Raw genomic sequence first — 22,793 nt, forward strand, 5'->3', positions numbered from 1 at the left:
TGGGCTGCTTCCCAGATCCGGTCTCTCCCCACAACACAGATATCCGCCCATTCCAAAATCTACGATTGTAAGCTGCTACCTATCTCTCGGAATTAAGTCTTACTTTTTTCGCTGCAAGCAAACTTTACAGACATTACTTTGTAGGCAGGATATAGTATTAGTTTGGGTTAAAGATTTTTTGAAAGAAAGCTCGTTACTACCTTCTATCTGTTGAGGATACTTTATGTGTGCAAAGGTGACAAGCAATCTGAACGATTACTAGCTTGGCGAATTTAGATGTCAGTCAATGAGACAGGACTTACGCACAGCCTCTAAATATAGGGTGTTGTAGGGCAATCCCCCCGCTGATGAAGACTCCATACATCTGGATATGGCGCGTAAGTCCTGCTTGATGTGTTGTGGAACGGGCGGAATATCCCGTTTTCTTAGTCTCTAAGAGAGCGGCTTCATTTTTGTAGTAGTGCTTTCAACCGCCGGGTTTTAACCGCCGAGTTTCAGGAGCCGATTTTAGGGACTTCAACCACTAGAATAAATCCCTCTTTCTTGCAGTTGCTGCATAAAAAACTCTTCCAAACTAGGCTTAGCCAAATTCATCCCAATTAGCTGCCCTCCCGTACCGCTCAGACTAGAAAGAAACTCCTTCGGATCGCCCTGCAAATGACCGTACCACAAATCATTATCAACTTCCATATCCGGTATCCATTTTTTCAGGATATTCAAGTGGCCGCCCCTACCTTCAACCCGGTAAGTTTCAGTATTACCTAGGATTTCGTCGATCGCACCAATGCAAATTAACTCACCCTTCGCCAAAATTGCCACTCGATCGCAAATCTTCTCCACATCAGACAATATATGCGAATTAAAAAAAATTGTTTTTCCTTGATTTTTCAGAGATAAAATTATCTCCCGCATCTGATAGCGTCCCATCGGATCTAAACCCGACATCGGCTCATCCAAAAATACCACATCTGGATTGTTAATCAAAGCTTGAGCCATGCCGATCCGTTGCAGCATTCCCTTAGAATACTGGCGCAACTGTTTTTTAATTGCTGCCGATTGAGATAGCCCAACTAAGTCTAGCAAATTCGGAATTCGCTGTCGCTGAATTGAGGGGGGAATTTCAAACAAGCCCGCCGCAAATTGCAAGAATTCCCAGCCCGTGAGATAATCGTAAAAATAGGGATTTTCTGGCAAGTAGCCGACTCGCTGCTTCACAGTGCGATCGCCCAAAGGCTTCCCCAACAGCAGCGCCCTGCCAGAAGTGGGGCGCACTATACCCAGCAAAGTTTTCAACAGCGTAGTTTTCCCCGCTCCATTTTGCCCTAACAGCCCGAAAGTTTCCCCCTCAGAGACAGTCAGAGTGCAATTTTTGAGCGATTCAATTTTTTCATTCATCCAGAAGCCGGTACGGTAGAACTTCCCCAGATTAAATGTTTCCACCACTGGGGTAGCTCTGGGCATCTCGATGGGATTTGGCGCATCTACAAGAGGTTCCATTTTGGTCACAGAAATAACTAGCACCTGATTATATTCTATTGCATAAGTTAAGTAATAATTGCTATTTTTAATGTTAAACTAATATTAGCTGTAGTTAAAACTTGCTGAATATGGATCGTTCAAAAATTGTTGCTATTATCACCGGCGTGATTTCTATAATTTTAGCAGTTGCCTACCTGCTGCTCGTCACCCTCCTCGACTTCCGAGGCGAAATGCTGCCCGCACCTCCAAGTCAGTTGCCCGTCTCCATGCAATTTCAGCCATTAGGCACTGCTAACCCGACTTTGCGAGCACCCAGGATTTATTCTCAATCGTGAGAAAATTAATACAATTAAAATTCCGAAATTTCCCCAGCACATGATGTAGACAAAATTACCGCTCAACTAACGATAGGTTGAGATAATCGGCTAATAATTCTCACCTATATTTTGGCTAAATAAAGTCAATTTAGCATGATGGAGGATTTTAGATATGAAACCGATAATTCTAATCGCTATCTTAACTCCTTTGTGGTTGACTCCGCCGGCGAAAGCGGAAAATATTACTTGTACCCGACAACGGATTGCAACACATTACTGCAAAGATCATATTAGTCAAGCTCTGAATATTACTCTCGGACAAGCTTCAGATTTAATTAGCAAGTGGCTGGAGGCAAAGCAGACAATATTTGCTCCTCCATTCGATCGCCAATTGCTGGCTAAAATGACTACAGGTATTTTGTATGCCGATACAGTCAAAGGGATAGACTATCTGACAAACAGTAATTCTCAGTACAGATACGGTGTCCAAAAAGTTGAATCCGTCGAACGCTTTGCAGCATCTGGGAACAAAGCCACTATTGAAGTCAGAGTCACCGAAGATGCCACAGTTTACCGAAATGGCAAAGTCGATAGTAGCAGTTTCAATACTAAGCTAGTTCGCTATACTTTAGAGTATTGGGATGGCATCTGGAAAATTGCCGACTCTCAAATTATTAGCCATTAGTCATGGGTTAGTTGTTATTTGTTACTAATTATAATTAGTAATTGCTAATGGTGAGTGGAACTAATGACCAAAGACCCATAAACAAATCACAAATAACAACTCACTAATAAGAACTAACTAATACACATGAATTGCTTTCATCATGTGATATGCAACTAGCAACTGCGTCAAAGCTAGCGGGTAACTTTGCAAAACTTCACCAGTTGTGCCGATCAGTTTGCCAATTTCCGGGTTGCCTTGGGCGGAACAAAATCCCCGCAGGTGTGGCAACTCGCTGCACAAAATCTTTTCTAGTTCGTTTACTTGCTCACTGGTAGCATGGGAGTCTACTTCCAAAACGTCAACAGGTTTGCCCATATCCCGATCGAGTCCCAAGCGAATTGCAGGTTGAAAACTATCGCTGCCTCGACCTAAAATTTCAGTAAAATCAGGGTGAGGAATTGTCGGTCTGAGCACTAAACGGACGCTCAAATTCGATTCATTGTCCGCTTCTGGCGGGTAAAAACTAACTACAACATCTGCCGATTTGCGCTGAGGACGAATGAAGTCTTCAGAGTCCGGTTCCCGTTTTTTTATTTCTGCAAGCACCTGTTCTTCAGTATAACCGCGCTTCATGACATCGCGCTTAACTTTCCACTGACTTCGCAATTCTTCGGGAGGAGCAAGATACACTTTTACGTCGTAAGAATCGCGGATGGTTCGGGTTGCGTAACCCAGCAAACCTTCAACTATTACAAATTTGCTGGGCTTGATGTATTCCGGTGGGTCGAATGTACCTGTGGTGTGGTTATAGATGGGTTTGAGAATTGCTTGTCCGGTACGCAGCAGGCTGAGGTGCTGCTGCATGATGTCGAGGTGATTGCAGTCGGGATGCAATGCTGTGATTCCGATTTCGGCCCGCTGCTTTCTGTCGTAGCGATGATAGTCGTCAGTGCAAATCACAGTGACATTTTCTGGCCCTAATACTTGGGCAATTCCCCGCGTCAGGGTGGTTTTGCCCGCTGCGCTGTCTCCGACAATACCGAGAATAATTGGTCGATCGCTCATTGTTTTTACCCGGACGCACAATAGCAAATTTTGTTGTCAATCTTAAATCTTATCAAAATTGTGTTCGATCCGATCGCTAGGTTTGACTTGCTTCCCCCAGAGTCTCCCCTATGTGTAAAATTATTGTAAAATTTCTTAATAAAATTCAACAAAGCATACTCAGGGAACATCTCATTGAACGATCGTAATTACCCAATTCTCACTTCCCTGTTTGGCCAATTCCCTGTTTGGCCAATGCCCCATTACCATTCATCGTTACGTTTGTTGCTGTAAGTTTCCCAATCGTCTTGTTGGGGTGGCTGATACAAGGGTTCGGGTTCTATTTCGGGTTCCAATTCCGCTGACATTTCTAATTCTGGTTCCGATTCCTGCTGATAAATATTTAGAGGTTCGACAACGCGGGCGATCGCATCTTTGACAAATGCTTTTACAAACTCGTCTTTCCTATTTAACTGAAACTGCCTTTGCACGACTTCGGCAATGCCGCCGTCGCCCCAATCTTGGTCATGGCGGAAATATTCAATAAAACTTTTACCGGCAATTCTGGTTAAATATGCCGCACTGACTGCTTGAATTGCTTTGCCCAGTACAAACCCGGCTACGCTTAACTGCAGCGCCCTTGACACTACTTGAATTACGCCTTCAACTATTCCCAAACTTGCTAGGGTTTTTGCAAGAGACAATGCCAATTCTTTCGCGCGATCGATATTTAATTCGCAGCCGTAAATCTTGGCAATTTCTACTACCATTTGAGCGTTAACTGCTGCTGTCGCTAACAAATCCACAACTGGCAAAGGCGTGACAGCAATTACTCCGGCTCCGATCCACTGAAATCGCTCTACTGCTTTATCAGCTTGCCGCCGCCTTTGAGCGTCAATTAACTTGCGCGCTTGGTCGCCCAAGTGCTGAGATTGCAGCAAAATATTGTCCGCAATTAAGTCTTCGCCTTCAGCTCGCAAAATCGCAGCGACGCGCCGAATTAATGGCATAATATCCGGGTCTGGCTGAAAAATAGTGCCGTCTTCTAGTACAACTTTTTGCGGATTGGCGCTAATGGCTACTACATCCATTGCTGCTACAAAACCTTTGACTCGCTGCCGCAGTCGATCGAGAATTTCATCTCTGTCGGTGTCGGGATAAAGGTCAACTTTATTAAAAACCACGATCGACCTTTTGCCAATTTCCGCCAAAGTCCGCAGCGGTTCGTACTCGGATTTTCGCAAATCGCCGTCCAAAACAAATAAGATCAAATCTGCCCTCGCTGCCAACTGCCTCGCCAATTCTTCTCTGTAAGTCCCGGCAACTCCCGCTTCCAAGATGCCTGGGGTATCAGTAATTGCTAATTCTCGATCGATTCCTTTCAATTTCAGAGTGTAAGTTTCCCCAACTTCGGTAGTTCCCATCGGCGCGCCCACCTGTCCAGCCATCCGCCCCACCAGCGCATTCACAGCGGAAGTTTTGCCCGCAGAACCTGTGCCGAAAACAACTACTCGAACGCTGCCGCGAGCCATGCTAGCTTCAATTTCGCGGGCTCTTAACAGCAAAGCTTGCCGCGCTACTTCATCTTGAATGCGATCGACTTGCTGCCTGATTGCTTTGAGATTTTCCGAAGCTGCTTCACTTTTGACAACAGGAACCTTCGGAGTAATCGGCCGTTTTCCCTTAACTTTCTGAGGGCGTTGCAGCAGCCTAAAATAGTAAACCAGCGCAAAAATTAGGGTTCCCAAAAGTACAATTATCAGGAAAATCAACAAATTAGCCAGCAGCGGAGAAGCAGACCACGCAACTTGACTGTAAAGCCCTGTTAAGGAACTCACCAGCCCAATAATCAGCCCCAGGGCGAGGCAGAAAGCAGCAATTAAGGTTAACAGGCGCGGCAAAGGCATGAGGGGAGTGGCAAATAAAAGGGTTATGCTTTGATTTTTACATTACCAAAAATAATGGGTTTAAAGCCCCGCCCTTCTAGGACGGCTTTCTTTAACGGTGGTATACTTACGCTAGTTATGTCAGCGTAAGTATGCTTGTTTTTGAGGCAAAACTAGAGGGACTTGCACAGCAGTACGAGCGGCTCGATGAAGCCATTCGTACTGCTCGCTTTGTCCGCAATAGCTGCCTTAGATACTGGTTGGACAACTTGGGGATTGCCAAGTATGAGTTGAGCGCCTATTGCGCTGTTCTCGCCAAAAAGTTCCCGTTCGCTGGCAAACTTAACTCCCAAGCTCGACAAGCTTCGGCTTCGCGGGCTTGGAGTTCTATCGCTCGGTTTTATGACAACTGCAAAAAAAGCAAGCCAGGGAAGAAAGGCTTCCCACGCTTTAAGAAGCATCAAACACATGGCTCTGTTGAATATAAAACAACGGGCTGGAAGTTGTCGTTCGATAGACGAACTATCACCTTCACTGATGGGTTTGAAGCCGGAAGCTTCAAGATGTGGGGAACTCGTGACCTTCACTTCTACCAGTTGAAGCAGATTAAGCGAGTGCGTGTTGTTCGTAGAGCTGATGGGTACTACGTTCAGTTTTGCCTTGACCAAGAACGGGTAGAGAAGAGAAAGCCAACGGGTAAGACTGTTGGACTGGATGTTGGATTGACTCACTTCTACACCGATTCGGACGGTCAGACAATCGAGAACCCCCGTCATCTGAGAAAGTCCGAGAAAGCGATAAAGCGTCTTAGTCGTAAACTTTCTCGCACGACCAAAGGGTCGAAAAACAGAGTCAAAGCGAGAAATCGCCTGAGTCGAAAGCACCTCAAGGTAAGTAGGCAGCGTAAAGATTTTGCCGTGAAGTTAGCAAGATGCGTCATCCAGTCTAACGACTTGGTTGCCTATGAGGACTTGCAGGTGCGTAACATGGTTAGAAACAGACAACTGTCAAAGTCTATATCTGATGCTGCGTGGTCGGCTTTCCGTCAATGGTTAGAATATTTTGGCAAGGTGTTTGGTGTGGTAACGGTTGCCGTAGCACCGCACTACACTTCTCAATACTGTTCCAACTGTGGGGAAGTCATCAAGAAGTCTTTGAGTCAAAGAACACATCGCTGTCACCATTGTGGTTTTGTAATAGACCGAGACTGGAATGCAGCAATTAACATACTTGAGTTAGCACTCCGTACCGTGGGGCACACGGGAACGTTAAACGCCTCTGAAGACATCGACCTCTGCATTGGTGAGGCAACTCCTCAATGTAAGTCGAGTCGTGGAAAGAGGAAGCCCAAGAAGTGATTCTTGGAATCCTGCGGTACGGCCGGGGAGGATGTCAAGCCGATAGTCATCAGTCATTGCTAATCTAAAATCTAAAATCTAAAATGGCGAAGCGTCAGATCGTACTGCGCGAACCCGCAAATCCCGATTCTGTCGCACTGCGGGCGCGATTTGCGGGGTTTTAGCGGTAGCGGGTGCAGATGGAGTGCGATCGCGCCCGAGTCTGCAATTGTAGCTTGCACGAGAGCTTAGTCAGTCGGTGGGAAAATTCGCTACCAGTATGTAACAAAAGATTAAGTAGGGTGATTCGAGTTAAATTTAATAGGTTGTGTAAGTTTGTCTGCGGTTTTTTCTTTAGCTTCTATTCCATGAATTAGCGCAGAAGCAAGCTCTAATTCGGAGTCAAATATTTCCCTTGCTAGTTCATCTTTTTTGCTGGGGGGGTGACAAAGAGGTTTAGGAGATAGACACAATAAGGGTTGCAGCCCGTATACCCTGTTGATAAAAGCGACGTTTATTTCGAGTTAACTTCATTAACTGTTGAATTTCTAATGAATGCCTATCGAGATAATCAACCCACTGTTCTCCATCCTTACCAACGCCAAATGTACTCCGTCTACGGTATTTTTTCCTCGGTTCAGAGCGGCGAGATACATATTTTTGTACCTACTTTTTCTGAATTTTAATGCCTTGAAATATCGCTGAATTATAGGCGATAGCCATTAACAGAATCATCTTAATCAGTCGGTCTCCCCTTAAACTACTCCCTTCGAGATTATAACCTCCTGTCTTGCAATCTCGGAACATTTCTTCAATTCCCATTCGCTCTTTATAAGCGGAGAACGCTACTGGCAATGAACCCAAATCTGTGAGAATAAACCAGGCGTCTTTTACTTTTAATCCTCGATAGTTGCGTTTCCATTTACAGGCGATATCAAATCCTGCTACTGGTTGAGTTTTCCTTACCCTCACTCCTTGAAAGTACAACGAAGTTCCGGGTACTACTCCTAATTGGTCTAAGCGTTGCCAGATTAATTTTTCTGTTTCAATACAATGATTCTTTTTCAGCCTTAAACAAAAAGATACACCCATTGCTGTGAGCCAGTTTCCTAAGTCTACTGAACAAAATTCACGGTCGCCCAAAACGATAAGTTTATATTCCTTAAACAAGGGTAACACTTGTTCGAGAGCGAGGGTTTGTTCTTGTAAGTTACTGCTTCCTAATTTGGGTAACAAACACCAGTATAAGGGGATGGCTCTTTTCTGCCAGATTAGGCCGATCGTAAACAGATTGATACAGCCCCATTGAGTCCGATCGATCGCCACTGATAGGGTTTGTCCCACAGAGCAATAAGTTGTTAACCAGTAAGCGACCAAAGGGAACCACATTAGTGTGATCGTTAATTGAGGTAAGTCCAAAAATCTTTGCAATTTGCGACGGCGACTTTCGGTAGTAATTGGGTAGGGAAATACTCGGGCAAGCCTCTCTAATCTCACTTGTTTCTCTGATTTTATCAAGGAGAGTAAGATTGTGAGTAAAATAAACTGAGCTGATGTCAGTTGTTTTTGTAAGTGGGTCTGATAGAATGTTGGTAACATTAATTTTTGAGCTAGGCTAGCTTGTAAGAATTCGGCAGCCTATCTTTTTTTAGCACAAGTGGGTTAAATCTTTACGCTCTCTGGGTTTGGGGCGGGTTGTCACCCCCCCAGTCTTTTTTGATGTGTTGCCACTTCCATACAAAGCAAACTTATTCCTTCTCATTCTCCATAACGATGCCACCGGACTTGATAGAAAAACTCATGCTAATTGCGGACAATCGGCAGAGTGAGATGTACCGTTGTTTCCTTTTGATAGATACTGGTAATTGAGAACTCTCCTCCTGCTAGTTCGACAATTTTCTGGACAATTTTTAAGCCGATACCAGTACCCTGTTGCTCATACTTCTTGCGTTCAAACTGCATGAAGGCACCTATTTTAGCAATTTGCTCTTCTGTCATGCCCTGCCCCGAGTCTTGTACAGATAAATGCAGCATCTCCCCTACGACTTGACTGCTAACTTTAATGGTTGTCTCTGGTGCGGAGAATTTCAGTGCATTATCAATTAATTCACGGAGCATCGTTGATAGATATCGCTCTGAGAGAGCGATCTCCGCTTCCTCAAGACTGAACAACAGATCGTTGCTACGGTTGACCTTCTGAGCCTGGTATTTCAACTCGGTTTCAATGGCGGAAGCTGAAAATTCAGTCCGCGCAGATTCGATCTTGTGCTGTTGACTTGCCGATAGTTCTAATCCTAAATAAATCAGGAATTTTTTCGTTAATGTTTCTAGGCGACGGGCAGAGTCATGTGCCCAGCCTAATATCTCACGGATTTGGGCGATCTCCATGTCTTCGAGCTCGTCCTTGAGCCACGCGATCGTGCCTAAGATGCCATTGAGGGGCGTATTCAGTTCGTGGGATAGAGTAGAAGCTAAGTTGCCACGCAGCTCATTGAGGGTGCTTTCCAAGAGATTGATTGTATTTTCTTGGATGTGGTATAAGTTCTGGATATTATCATACTGTTGCTTGATTCTGAGCATTGAATGCACGCGAGCACGCAGTTCAATAGCATTTACAGGTTTACTGATGAAGTCGTCTGCTCCGGCAGCTAGACAGTTGGCAAGGTCTGATTTTGAGCTTAATGCTGTCACCATAATGATGGGAACGGCTTGCCATTTTGACATGGCTTTGATTTGCCGACAAATCTCGATGCCGTCTATTCCCGGCATCATCACATCCAGCAAAATAATATCTGGATCAAATAGGTCGAGGGATGCGATCGCTTCTTGCCCGCTGGCAGCGTAATGCAATTGATAATCCTGCTCTGATAACAGGGTTTCAATCACATCAAAGTTATCCGGCTCATCATCCACAATTAAGAGAGAGAATTGAGACATAATTTTCACCCTTTCAATAATGTAAAAAGTTTTATTAGTTGATGTGCTAGCCATCAGCTAGGCTGCCAAAGTGATTTCAAAAATGGCACCTTGTGGTTGGTTACTTCTTACACAAATGTCGCCCCCATGTGCCTCAACGACCATTTTACAGAAAGCTAAACCCAAGCCTATTTGAGAGATATCCGACATCAAATTTCCAATCTCGTATTTCTCAAAAATCTTGTGCCGCAATGTATCAGGAACACCGGGTCCCAAGTCTATAACCTGGATTTTGGCATTGCCAGATGTGAGGAATTCTACATTCACTATGATTTGACTATTGGGTGGGGAAAACTTAATGGCATTCGAGAGGAGATTATCCAGGGTTCGATGTATCATGGTGGCATCAACCCAGACTTTCCTACTGGTTTTTTCTGGTAATTGAGCGACCAGCAACTGATTTTTTTTAGCAGCGATAGCTTCAAAGTTTGATAGGGCAGACTTTACGAGATCGCACAGATAAACCTCTGTGTAATTGAGACGATTTTTACCGGATTCTAGTAAAGCAATTTGCAATAAATCATCAATTAATAGCTGTATTGCTTGTGCTGAAGAGTAAAGGCGAGCCAGTTGTGTTTGTTGTTTTTCTCTAGGATACTCTACGCTTTGTAGGAGTTCCAAGCCAAGCAAGATACCAGCCAGGGGATTGCGTAAATCGTGGACTACCATTTTAACCATATCTTCCCGCAATTTGAGTAAGCTTTGCAGGTCGTCATACTGGTGCTTAATTCGCAGCATACAGTGAACTCTGGCACGCAGTTCCATAGCATTTACAGGTTTACTAATGAAGTCGTCAGCGCCGGCAGTCAGACAATGGGCCAGGTCAGATTTTGAGTTTAATGCTGTCACCATAATGATTGGAACGGCTTGCCATTTTGGCATGGCTTTGATTTGCCGACAAACTTCGATGCCATCTATTCCGGGCATCATCACATCCAGCAAAATAATATCAGGCTCAAATATGTCGAGGGATGCGATCGCTTCTTGCCCGCTGGCAGCGTAATGCAATTGATAGTCTTGGTCGCTCAAGAGGGTTTCAATTACATCAAAATTATTGGGATCGTCGTCAATGATTAAAACGGATGGTCTGTTCACGGGTTATCTTTACTTAGAAGCTAAAAGTTGTTGAATAGTGCTTGCCAATTGCTTCAGCTTGACGGGTTTGGTGAGGTAATCATTGGCTCCGGCGGCAAGACAACGATCGCGATCGCCCGTCATGGCTAAGGCAGTTAGGGCAACGATCGGCAGATCAACTAAGTTTGGATCGCAGCGGATCTGCTGCATAGCTTCTAGACCATCCATACCAGGCATTTGAATGTCCATCAAAATTAGATTGGGGTTTTCAGACTTTGCCAGGGCGATCGCCTCCTCTCCATTCTTAGCCAAGAGAATGCGATAGCCTTTAGCTCTCAGGTAACTCGAAACCGTACTGATATTGGCTTCGTTGTCTTCTGCCAGCAAGATTAAGGGAGAACCTCCCTGCTGTTCGGGCTGGCTGGGTTCGATGCGGGACTCTGTTTGGGATTCCAGGTCAACAGAGGAGGGCGCACAACCAGTGCAGGGAAGCTCGATCGTGAAGCAACTTCCTACACCCACTGTGCTGGTGAGCCCCACCTGCCCGCCGTGGAGTTCGACAATGCGTTTCACCAAGGCAAGCCCCAAGCCAGTGCCTGTATATTGACGATTCAGGGCGCCATCGATTTGGATAAAGGGCTGAAACAGTTTGTTGATATGTTCTGGGGCAATACCAATACCTGTATCCATGACTGCAATTCGCAGAGTCTCTTTGACCAAAAAATGGGGTGGGGAATCGGCAGAATCTGGGTCGGCAGGGCGCTGGTGACCGCTGACTTCTAGGGTAATGCGTCCTCCGTTAGGAGTGAATTTGACAGCGTTGTTGAGCAGGTTGATCAAGACTTGGCGCATCCGCCGTTCATCAATCAATAAGTCGGGCAGATTGAGTGGCATTTGAATCTCTAGCTGGATGCGTTTTTGCAGGGCTTGTTGTTTGATAAATGCCAGACTGGATTGACAGAGATGATTGATTGAAACTGGCGTGCAATCGAGTTCCATTTGACCCGATTCAATTTTGGCGACATCCAAAATGTCGTTGATTAACTCTAGCAAGTGAGAGCTACTCCGCTCGATGGTTTGTAAAGCTTTGATTTGTTGTTCGTTGACGGTGCCAAATACTTGCTCTTGTAGCCCCTCGCTCATGCCCAGAATGGCATTAAGGGGGGTGCGGAGTTCGTGGCTCATGTTGGCGAGGAATTCGTCTTTGAGACGGGTAGCACGGGCCAGTTCTTCGTTAGAGGCTCCCAGTTGTTGGTTGCGCTCGGTGAGTTGCTGCTGGGCTTGTTGTCGTTCGGTGAGTTCTTGCTGCAACTGCTCAAATAGGCTAGCTTGTTGAATTGCGATCGCCAACTGGTTGGCAATTTGTTGCAGGAGTTGCGCTTCAGACTCTTGCCATACTCGTTGTTCTCGACAGGCATGGACGACTAAAACCCCCCACAGCTTCTTGGTTTGCCCAGGGGCAACCCATCTATGGCTTTCGCTGTTTCGGACTTCTTGCAGGATAGGTGCAACGATTTTGGACTGGATTTGACCAACGCTTGCGTATTCCACCAAGCAATCAGTCCAGATATCGGTCATTACATCGGGGACGATGCGGGGCTTGCCCTGCCAGTACCGGTTGAGGATTTCTGGCGACCACAGTTCGTCCTCCCAGTGATGGTCTTTGAGCGCGGGGAACTCGCTAGACACAGCTTCTTCAACAATTTGACTTCTGCCATCCCCAAATACCCGGAACACGATGATGCGATCGCCTTGCAAGATTTCTTTGACTTGCTGTGTCACAGTCGCCAAAATTTGGTTAATATCCAACGATTCGCGAATTTGCTGGGCGATTTCTCCCAAAGTTCGCTGCCGTTGCAGTTGTAAAGCGATCGCATTTTCTGTTTGCTTGCGGATAGCCAATTCTGATTGTACCTGTTCGTAGAGGTAAGATTGCTGAATTGCGATCGCTAATTGGTTAGCAATTTGTTTAAGTAAATTGATTTCCCAGTCTTGCCATTGGCGCGGACGATCGCATTGATGAACAATCAGCAACCCCCAGAGGGTTTGATTCTGAATAATTGGAACTACGAGTTTGGCTCTGACCTCGATGTCTGCGAGGAATTCGACCAAGCAAGGTACGATTGATTCGTTTTCATCTTCGGTATCGTTGAGGGCATAAACTCTTCCTTGGATATAGCGCTCGTAGTTCTCTTCGGGGAAAACCTCTTCTGGGAAGAGAATATCCAGGAGCTTAAGCCTATTTGGCGAAACAGATTCAGCAATGGCAGCCCCGGTTCCTTCTGGAAAAACCCGATAAACCAGCGTTCGGTCTGATTGCAATACCTGATGGATTTCCTCAACAGTGCTATTGAGAATCTCGTCCAGATGCAGAGACGATCGCATCCGTTTAGTAATCGCTCCCAGCAAACGTTCCTGTTTTGCTTGTTGTTGCAATCTCTGTTCGGCTTCTTTGCGATCGGTGATATCCTGAAACGTGCCTACCAGACCAATAACATTATCTGAGCAGTCTCGCAGGGGAGCCTTGTGGGTTTCGAGAAATATTTGTTTACCATTGGGTAGGGTTAGCGTTTCTTCGATCCCTAATATAGGTTCACCCGTTTCCATTAACCGCCGATCCATCGCACAATACTCGTTCGCCTCGACTTCTTCCTGGCAAATATCTAAATCTCTTTTACCTATACTTTCGGTCGTAGATGGCAAGCCTAGAGTTTTGGCAAACTGCTGATTGCATCCTAAAAAAACCGACTCTCGATTCTTCCAAAACACGGCGAGCGGGATGGTATCGAGTACCGTTTGCAGAAACTGCTGAGATTCCTGCAAAGCTTTCTGCGCCTGTTTGCGATCGCTGATGTCTACTAATACACAAATAGTTTGATCCTCTGAGCCTGGAAGAAGTGCGGCTCCGAGCAGGACAGAAATCCGGCTGCCATCCTTACGGTAGTATTCCTTTTCCAAGGACTCGATCTCGCCCTCCTGTGTCAGGCGCTCGAGCGCTAAAAAATCAGCGGGGAGATATTCGGGGGGGGTCATGTCATGCCAATGAATCATCCCAGCATTTAGTTCCTCCCGAGTGTAGCCAACCATCTGTAAGAAGCGATCGTTGGCCTCGGTAATGTTCCCCTGAAAATCGGCAAACATCATGCCGCTCACACAGGAATCAAACACCCGGCGGAAGCGCATTTCACTGCTTTCCCTTGCGATTTCAGCTTCTTTGCGCTCGCTGATATCCGATAAAATTCCCTGGACGCTAATCAATTCCCCTTCAGCATTTATAACGGGTGTGGCGCTGCTTCTCACCCAGACATAATTGCCATCTCGGTGGCGGTGTCGGAACTCATAATCACTTGACTTTTTACCAAATTTGAGATTCTCCCGATAACCAGTAACCACCAAAGGGCGATCGTCTGGATGCACCAGATATATAAACGACTTACCAATCCATGCACTCTCATCCCAGCCAAACATGGTCTTGAATTGGGGTGACACATAAGTGAGTATGCCATCGGGTTCACATGACCAGATCAAATCATTAGCCTCTTCTACCAGCCGCCGGAATTTAGCTTCACTCTCTGCTAATTCGGCTTCGATCTGTTTGCGATCGCTCATATCGCGACATACACAAATCAATAATCCATCGTCTGTGAGGGTGAGGGACAGCCCTTCGGCAAAGGTAGAGCCATCTTTGCGGGTGCCGATCGCCTCTCCCTCCCAAGCGCGATCGCGCGCCAGCACCGGAAAGACTTCCCGCTCAAACCGTTCTAACTCCTGTTGGGAATACAAAAGTTGCCAGGTTTTGCCCAGCAGTTCTTGGGGATGTTCGTAGCCAAACAGTTCTAGATGGGCTTGATTCAAATAGAGGTAGGTATCTCCTTGGATAATCGCAATGCCGTCGATCGCCGCCTCAATTGCCGCCAGTTGTATTTTTAGGGTTTCTTCGGTTTGTTTGACATCGCTAATATCGGCAAAATAACCAACAATCTCGGTTGGGCGACCTTGTTCATCTCGCACCAGGCGCATTGCATCCCGTATCCAAACGTAGTAACCATCGCGATGCAAAAATCGATATTCATGCTGATAAGTATTGTACTCAAAGAGAGCCGATAGATCTGCCAAAACTCTAGGGGCATCTTCTGGGTGAAGATGGTTAATCCAGAAGCTGGGGGTCGATACAACTTGTTTTGGCTTGTAGCCCAAAATGGCCTCGATATTTTTGCTGATGAAGGTTGAGTCATAGTCGCGATAGGGTTTACAGCTATAGATCATCGCGGGACTGGATGCCAGAAGAAATTCGAGGCGTTCTTTCAACAGGCGATTTTCTCGCTCTGTCTGTTGGCGATCGGTAATGTCTTGGATCAAAGCCAGCGAATAGAGATGTCCATCATCACCCGATAGGACAGAGGTGGAAATGGAGACAGTGCGCCGCTGTCCATCTTGACGCTGGATTTCCCTTTGCACTGCGATCGGGTGCATCTGTCTACAGTTGGCGATCGCCTGTTCTCGATCTTCTAGATTCGGGTACAAGCTTTGATACCCCAGACGGTTAATTTCTTCTAAGGTGTAACCCGTAATCACTTGCATTTGCTGATTCCAGACTGTGAAGCGGACAAAGGGAAACTCCTCAACTTGATGGAAAACGCACAGCCCTTCTGCCATGTTTTCTACAATTTGTTGACGGAAAGTATTTTCCTGTTGAAGCGTTGCTTCGGCCAACTTGCGATCGGTAATGTCGAAGCGAATGGCTAGATACTGAAAAGGTCGCCCTTGTTCGTCCACAAAGGGGACGATGGTGGTGGCAACCCAGTACAGGCTGCCGTTTTTTGCCCGATTGCAAATTTCACCGCGCCAAATCTGACTGCTGTTAATGGTGCGCCACAACTCTTGGAAGAAAGCAGGGGGATGATAGCCAGAGTTGACTATGCGATGGCTGTGTCCGATCAGTTCATCGCGGGAGTAGCCAGAGACTACACAGAAGCGATCGTTGACGTAGGATATCACCCCTTCGCGATCGGTGATGACCACAATGGCAGACTGATCCAAGGCCTGTTTAAAGGCTGATAATTCTTGAATTAACTGCTGTCGTTGGAGTTCAGCCTGCTTGCGTCTGCTAATATCCAAGTTGACCCCAATCATGCTCTGGGGATTGCCTTGGGCATCTCGCAGAACCATACCAAAGGTTTTAATAAAGTGGAGGCTGCCATCGGGATGCAACACTCGAAACTCGGTATTAAATTCTGCCTGTCCTAAGACGGCTTGCTGGAGCAAGGTTTCGGTGGCGGTGCGGTCTTCGGGATGTAGCCGGTTTGCCCAAATGTCGTAAGGCGGAGGGGAATCAGATTGTTTTGTGACACCGTACAGTTCGTACATCCGCTCATCCCAAAAGATGGTGTTCTGTACAATATCGAAGTCCCAACAGCCTATCGCTCCTGATTTGAGAGACAAAGCGAGGCGATCCGATACTTTCTTTAGTTCCACTTCTGCACGTTTGCGATCGCTAATATCTTGGGCGATGCCTAAAAAGCCGATAATTTGCTGATTGACATCCTTGAGGGTGCTGATGGATAGCGACATAGGAAATCGACAACCATCTTTGCGGATATAGCTCCACTCTTCTTCGCTGACAATACCTTGGCGTGCTTTGGCAACAAGAACCTCAAAGCCGGGGGGAATATTTTGCCCTAGTTCGGCAGATAGTGATGCTGCCCGGTCAATTACCTCATTTGCATCGTGGAAGAGTGCGGGGGAGACTTTGCCGATGATTTCTCGAGCACTGTAACCCAGCATCCTTTCGGCTCCAGCATTAAAGGTCTGGATGATTCCAGTTGGGTCAGTGGAGATGATGGAGTAATCAGTACCATTGAGGATGGCGCGTTGCAGGCTGTTGACTTGCCAAAGCTCTTGGGTGCGTTCTGCGACTTTGGTTTCTAGCTGTTGGTTGAGTTCCTGGAGTTGTTGTTCGGCTTGTTTGCGATCGCTAATGTCTGTAGTAGTTCCTATATACCCGACAACTTGCCCGTCTGCATCCAGTTCGGGAACGGACTGCCCATATACCCAAACCACAGCACCGTCGGGATGTTGAAAGCGATATTCGAGTTGGAAAGGGCCCTTTTCTTGGAGAGATTGCTCCCATTCGGCGATGACCCAATCGCGATCGTCGGGGTGTAGCCCTTGTTGCCATCCTTCCCCGATGGCGGTTGTTGGGGTGAGTCCGCTGATCAGACACCACCAATCGTTAACATAGATGCACTTGCCCGCAGCATCGGCGCGGAAAATCCCCACTGGTACGGCTTCCACTAGGCTGACGTAGCGTTCTTCGCTCTCTTGCAGGAAGGCTTCTGTTCGTTTGCGATCGCTAATGTCGGTAATGGTGCCTATATAGCCGCTCCGATGTCCATTGGCATCGAGTTCGGCGACGCCCTGCCCATAAACCCACGTTACCGTACCGTCGGGACGTTGAAAGCGATATTCGAGTTCAAAAGAGTCGTTACCTTGGATGAATTGCTCCCATTGGGCAATGACGCAATCGCGATCGTCGGGGTGCACTCCTTGTTGCCATCCCTGTGCGATCGTGGCTCCTGGTCTGAGTCCGCTGATCTGAAAGTAGCGATCGTTGACATAGGTGCATAGTCCCTCCGCATCGGTGCGAAAAATCCCCACCGGAGCAGCAGCGGCAAGGGCGGCGTAGCGTTGTTCGCTCTCGATCAGGGTGGCTTCGATCCGCTGTCGCTTGATCAGTTCATTCTGCAATTTTTGCTGGATCGTGGCTTGCCCAAGGGCGATCGCCACCTGTAGACAAACTTGTCGCAGCAGTTCGATCTCGTCAGTCGTCCAAGAGTGCGCGGTGGCTCGATAACTGGCGATCATTAATCCGCGCAGTTGTTCCTCAATCACGATCGGCACCATCAGCTTGGCGCGAATATCAAACCCCACTAACATTTCCTGATGGCACTGGGTCATTGCTTCGCCGTAGATGTCGTTGATGATGCGAATTCTGCCCTGGCGATAGGGTTCAAGCCATTCTGGGTTCCTGCAAGGATCGCGGGCTTCCCTATGGAGCACCGATCGCCCAGTGTCGGTAATCGCTTCCGCAATCACGGTGCCGCTAAAGTCAGGTCGAAACTGGTAAATGATGACGCGATCGCATCCCAGAAGCGAGTGAATTTCCTGCACCGTAGTATGCAGAATATCTGACAAATTCAGGGACGAGCGGATCTGCTCGGCAATGGTATTGAGAAGTTGCTCTCGATCGGCCTTTGCTTTGAGGGCGGCTGTCCGAGCTTCCACCTGCTGCTCGAGCTCAAGGTTGCGATTTGCCAGCAGCGCCACCTTTTCCGCTTCTAGGCGCACCACCTTCTGTTCCCACTTCTGGACCAGTTTGTATAGCTCCAGCGGGTTGAGGGCTTGCAGCAAACTGGTCTGGGTGACGATGCCTAATAGTTCTCCTAGCTCCCCCGTCACCGCCAACCGACGGATCGATCGCTGCTCCACTATCTCCTGCACAGTCCAGAGCGAATCGTCGGGTCTAACGGCAAAAATCGGCGTACTCATTACCGCCTGAGCCAGAAAGGTTTCGAGGTGCAAGCCCAATGTCTGAAATTGCACAATATCCCGCTCGGTGAGAATCCCCACTGGAATTTGTAGCGGTTCAGTAGAGATTCCGCCTGGGTGCACGATCATCACGGAACTGACGCGATGCTCTGCCATAAGTTGAGCGATCGCCAGTAGGGAAGAATCTGGCGCAGCACAAATCACTTGGCGGGTCATCACTTCTGCTACCATACGCAACCGCAGCAGGTCGATCGGTCGAGAGGTTTGGCGCAGACTTTCGTGAGTCACTATGCCCACTAGGCGATCGAGATCGTCCAGGATGGGCAAATGGCGAATCTGGTGCTGCTGGAGCAGGTTAATCGCAAAAAATAAATCGGTGAAGGCGGACTCGCGGAGGGTGACGACGGGGTGTGCCATCACCTCCCGGAGCGCCACATTTTCCAAGGAACGCTGTTGGGCACTCAGCCGCACCACATCTCGCTCGGTCACTACGCCGACCAATTGCTCGTTTTCCACTACCAACACGCAGCTCGATCGCGCCTCTAGGTGGAGGTCGTCGAGTTGACCATCCGCCGTTCTAGGGGTGTTGCAGAGCGATCGCACGCCGCTCATTTGGGCGATCGCATCCATCACCGTCGTATCGGGCGAAACCACCAAGGGTTCCCGGACGATCGCAGTCCCGATCTTTATGGGAGTGAGATCCGTAGTACGCATGAACATGAGTTTATAGGGTTTTATTGCTGATTATTTTTTTAAACACTTCGCCTTAAACACATGAGCTGATAGCGTAGCCTGGGGTCAGCCCTAGTAACGATAAGAGTTACTTAGCTGCCCGACCTTCTCTAAATATTATATTTACTTACAGTTCGCTTCTGCATGAAATGAGTTAGGGAATTTATGCCACTCTAAAATAATGCTTTTTCATCATTTTCATAAGATAATAAAAAGAGGAAGTACCGCTTTTTAATCACTTTGTTGAGATAATAAAAATAGCAAGTGCCGTAAACCCTTTACGACTATGTTGAAGCTCGGAGAACCTGTCGTAACGATAAAATTTGTTGATGATTGACGATTACTGTGAATTATACAGAGCATACAGAACACTATGCCCCGAAGTGAGAAGTTGTGAGGCGTTTAATTACTTTCATGTGGGGATTTTCTGATATTAAGCGTAAAACACTACCAGCAATATCTCGTGTAGTGGGATTAAGCAATGAACACAAACTAGGGTATTTCCTAAGCGAATTAATTGAAAAGTATAAGGCTTGAGAGAGCTAGATTAAACCGGATTTTACAAGAAATACCCGCACAATAAATTTTTATACTTATTGTTGACAAAATATGAAATCAAAAGAAAGGGAATACAACCGATTATCTGAAACGATGTTAACAGGCAAATAGAGTTTTAGTAAGTCGGAGTGAAAAAAACGAACAATGTTAAAAAAACGAGTGAATACAGACAATGTTTCTACTGAGGCAATTCAATATATGGGCGCTATATTAACAGAAACCCGGTTTTTTAACACCAGTGCCTCCTGGAAGCTCCGAAAGTAGAAACGAGAAACCGGGTTTCTTAGGCAAGGTAAGAGCGTCCTAATTTACAAAAATTATCACATTAAATATCAATACGGTACTCTCTAATCAGCCACGAGTTAAGTTAGACTGAATTGTCAGTGCGTGAATTATTCACAGGTTAGCATCTATGCAGCTCAAACATCTAAATCAGCCTTCACAAGAACTCTCTACGTCTTGCGAGCATAACATCAAAGAGACCCAGCCACCAAAGCCCAATTATTTAGCTCACATAGCCCGTTCCTTTGGCAACCTCAGTATTCACGACAAAATCTGCCGTGGGTACGCACTGGCTCTTTTTGTTGCGATTGGGGGAACGAGTGTCGGGATGTTGGTGGGCACTCATTACTATCGAATAACTAATAATCAAGTACACATCGATCGAGAAAGTCAGCTTTTACATAAGTTGCAGGTGGCTTTAGTTCGGACGCAAAACAGCCAAGAGTGGCTGATTTACGGGATCGACAAGCCCCAAATATTTGACAGCAAATACCAACAGCTACAAAAAAATATTTACAGCTTAAAAGTGTTGCTATCTGAAGTAAAAAAACCTAAATACCTGAAACAAATAAAAGGGACAGGTAAATTTAGAAAGACTTGCGATTCGCTACTGTATAATTATATTTATCAACTAGAAATAGTTAATAAAAAAATTAGTCATTTGCCAAATAACCCCGCTCAACAAAGCGTAAAACGTAAGTTGGTGTCGAATTTCGTTCGAGATAAAATAAGGTTGCAACTAGATACGGCTGTCAATGATATAACAGAAATTATCGATCGCGCCCAAGAGCAAGAAGATGCTGGGCGGGAGGCACTGCTGCAAGCGCAGGCGCTGCGGGTGCAAATAATTTTGGGTAGCATGGCACTGTCGATCGTCGTTGCAGCACTGCTGGCGCGCTTCACCAGTCGGGCGATCGCCAAACCCCTAGCCGCTGTAACTAAAATCGCTCAGCGAGTCACTGAAGAATCTAATTTTCAGTTGCAAGTACCAGTTACCAGCACCGATGAAGTGGGAGTATTAGCAGCTTCGCTGAATCAACTGATTCAGAAAGTAAATCACTTGCTAGAAGAATTGAAATCTGAACAACAAACCCAGATACTTCAAAATGAGAAAATGGCAACTTTGGGGCGGATGTTAGCCGGTGTTGCTCACGAAGTTAACAACCCAATCAATTTTATCTATGCCAATATCGATCCGGCCAGAAATTATGTTGAAGATATTTTAGATTTGCTCAAAACTTACGAAACAGAAATTTCCAACCCCCCGGCCGCAGTGGTCGCGAAAGGCGAAGAAATAGACATCGATTTTCTTAAAGAAGATTTGATCAAAATATTTGACTCAATGCAAGTAGGTGCTGAAAGAGCAAAAGCTATTATCTTAAGTTTGAAAGATTTTTCTCGTCTTGATGAGGCAGCTCCTCATCCCGTCGATTTGCACGCCTGCATAGACAGCAGTTTGCTCATTCTCAACAGCCGAATCAAACAGGGCATTGAAGTGGTGTGCAATTACGGGAAAATCCCGACTATTGAAGGCTATATGGGTTTGCTTTACCAGGTATTTGTGAATCTTCTGAACAATGCACTAGATGCTGTGGAAGAGAAAGCAAAAATTGAGAAAAGCAGCTTTGAGGAGGCGAAAAAACAATCGGCTTCGGACTCACTTAAACAAAAAACACCGAGTTTTTCGCCGAGAATTGTCATTGCTACAGAATACTTGGACGACGACTCAGTGGTAGTGCGAATTTCAGATAACGGTATGGGAATAGCACCAGAGAGTCAAGAAAAAATGTTTGAAACATTCTTTACTACTAAACCGAGAGGTGTAGGTACGGGTTTGGGATTGGCAATCGGTCGCGAAATTATCGTCAAGAAACACGGCGGGACGATTAACTTTTGGTCTGAGGTGGGAACGGGGACGGAATTTGCGATAGCCCTGCCGATTAAGCACGAGGATTCAATGTTAAATCCGCTGTTAAAACCTCCAATTGCTGGCGAATATAATTCCCTTGGCAACGGGAACGCGCCAACCAAGTCCGAAAAGAGAGGAACTGTAAAAACTTAAAAAGATATTTTTTGTACATAGTAAAAAAAACCAACTGCAAGCAACCTAAAAAATCTGAGATCGTAATTCCTGCCAAATCTCCAATTTTAAATAGTATGAGATTGCTTACTGACTGCCTGCCGCTACCCGACTCACTGAGTGATAATACCAAAATAAAAACTATTTTCCATAATCTTGAAAAACAGGATTTGCTATAATTTAAAGTTGAGCAATCACTGTACGGAGCGAAAATTATGGGACTATTTGACCAAATTTTGAGCGCGATCGACAATCCCAACCAACAAGCAAGCCCCAATCAGTTGGGCAACATTATCGGTGCGGTAGAGCAGTTGAGCGGCAACCAGGGCATCGATGCGGGTACGACTCAGCTAGCAATGTCGGTTTTGGGCGGACACGTGCGATCGGCATTGCAAAACGTGCGATCGCAGTCGGGAGACGCACAAGCTCAACAACTTGTCAACCAATTTAGCGGTACAAATCCCAATCCCCAAGCGGTACAGAGTTTGTTCGGAGCCGGCCAACTGACGCAGATAGTGAATGATATCGCCCACAGAACCGGTTTGAATAACGCCACAGTGCAGGCGATGATACCTGTTTTGGTGCCGCTGGTGCTGAATTTGCTAAAAACCGGCAGCAACGCCCAAAACCCAGCCCAAGGCAGCAATCCTGTTTTGAATACATTTTTAGATTCAGATGGAGACGGCGACGTAGATATTACTGACGCCATGTCGATGGCAGGCCGCTTTTTGAATCAACGCAGTTAATTTGGAATGTTTTAACCGCAGATATTAGCGACACAGATGAACGCAGATAGGATTTTATCTGAGTTCA

At 46.3% G+C, this 22,793-nt stretch carries 12 protein-coding genes; 5 read left to right on the forward strand and 7 right to left on the reverse strand.

Annotation, left to right across the window (positions count from 1 at the left end; translation table 11 throughout):
* Positions 1-516: 516 nt before the first annotated feature.
* Positions 517-1,497, reverse strand: a complete 981-nt coding sequence (locus QUA57_RS07625) for an ABC transporter ATP-binding protein (RefSeq protein WP_333060188.1) — start codon at positions 1,495-1,497, stop codon at positions 517-519.
* 110 nt (positions 1,498-1,607) lie between these two features.
* Between QUA57_RS07625 and QUA57_RS07630 the strand changes: the two genes are divergently transcribed.
* Together QUA57_RS07630 and QUA57_RS07635 are read left to right on the forward strand one after the other, a co-directional pair.
* Positions 1,608-1,814 carry a hypothetical protein gene (locus QUA57_RS07630; RefSeq protein WP_333060187.1) on the forward strand — a complete coding sequence of 69 codons (207 nt, stop codon included), beginning with the start codon at positions 1,608-1,610 and terminating at the stop codon, positions 1,812-1,814.
* 154 nt (positions 1,815-1,968) lie between these two features.
* Positions 1,969-2,481, forward strand: a complete 513-nt coding sequence (locus QUA57_RS07635) for an ARC6/PARC6 family protein (protein WP_333035783.1) — start codon at positions 1,969-1,971, stop codon at positions 2,479-2,481.
* 117 nt (positions 2,482-2,598) lie between these two features.
* On the opposite strand, the gene QUA57_RS07640 is transcribed toward QUA57_RS07635, so the two are convergent.
* The gene (locus tag QUA57_RS07640) at positions 2,599-3,528 is read right to left on the reverse strand and encodes a phosphoribulokinase (RefSeq protein WP_333035784.1); all 930 of its coding nucleotides are present in this window, start codon (positions 3,526-3,528) and stop codon (positions 2,599-2,601) included.
* 242 nt (positions 3,529-3,770) lie between these two features.
* Positions 3,771-5,414 carry a GTP-binding protein gene (locus QUA57_RS07645; protein ID WP_333060186.1) on the reverse strand — a complete coding sequence of 548 codons (1,644 nt, stop codon included), beginning with the start codon at positions 5,412-5,414 and terminating at the stop codon, positions 3,771-3,773.
* A gap of 131 nt (positions 5,415-5,545) precedes the next feature.
* On the opposite strand from QUA57_RS07645, the gene QUA57_RS07650 reads away from it, so the two are divergent.
* The gene (locus tag QUA57_RS07650; RefSeq protein ID WP_333060185.1) at positions 5,546-6,751 is read left to right on the forward strand and encodes a transposase; all 1,206 of its coding nucleotides are present in this window, start codon (positions 5,546-5,548) and stop codon (positions 6,749-6,751) included.
* Positions 6,752-7,396: 645 nt separating this feature from the next.
* Here QUA57_RS07650 and QUA57_RS07655 read toward each other — a convergent pair.
* The 4 genes from QUA57_RS07655 to QUA57_RS07670 all read right to left on the reverse strand — a co-directional run bounded on the left by QUA57_RS07655 (position 7,397) and on the right by QUA57_RS07670 (position 19,048).
* Entirely contained in the window at positions 7,397-8,329 is a 933-nt protein-coding gene (locus QUA57_RS07655) for an IS4 family transposase (protein ID WP_333060184.1), read from the reverse strand.
* 204 nt (positions 8,330-8,533) lie between these two features.
* Positions 8,534-9,667: a hybrid sensor histidine kinase/response regulator gene (locus QUA57_RS07660; RefSeq protein ID WP_333060183.1), complete on the reverse strand. Its 1,134-nt coding sequence runs from the start codon at positions 9,665-9,667 to the stop codon at positions 8,534-8,536.
* A gap of 57 nt (positions 9,668-9,724) precedes the next feature.
* Positions 9,725-10,801 carry a hybrid sensor histidine kinase/response regulator gene (locus tag QUA57_RS07665; RefSeq protein WP_333060182.1) on the reverse strand — a complete coding sequence of 359 codons (1,077 nt, stop codon included), beginning with the start codon at positions 10,799-10,801 and terminating at the stop codon, positions 9,725-9,727.
* A gap of 9 nt (positions 10,802-10,810) precedes the next feature.
* Positions 10,811-19,048: a PAS domain S-box protein gene (locus QUA57_RS07670; protein ID WP_333060181.1), complete on the reverse strand. Its 8,238-nt coding sequence runs from the start codon at positions 19,046-19,048 to the stop codon at positions 10,811-10,813.
* Between the two features lie 982 nt (positions 19,049-20,030).
* On the opposite strand from QUA57_RS07670, the gene QUA57_RS07675 reads away from it, so the two are divergent.
* Positions 20,031-21,962, forward strand: coding sequence for an ATP-binding protein (locus QUA57_RS07675; protein WP_333060180.1), 1,932 nt, complete (start codon positions 20,031-20,033; stop codon positions 21,960-21,962).
* Positions 21,963-22,195: 233 nt separating this feature from the next.
* Positions 22,196-22,726, forward strand: a complete 531-nt coding sequence (locus QUA57_RS07680; RefSeq protein WP_333060179.1) for a hypothetical protein — start codon at positions 22,196-22,198, stop codon at positions 22,724-22,726.
* The last annotated feature ends 67 nt before the right edge of the window (positions 22,727-22,793 follow it).

Origin of the sequence: Microcoleus sp. Pol7_B2 (assembly GCF_036701035.1) — a bacterium.
GTDB lineage: Bacteria > Cyanobacteriota > Cyanobacteriia > Cyanobacteriales > Microcoleaceae > Microcoleus.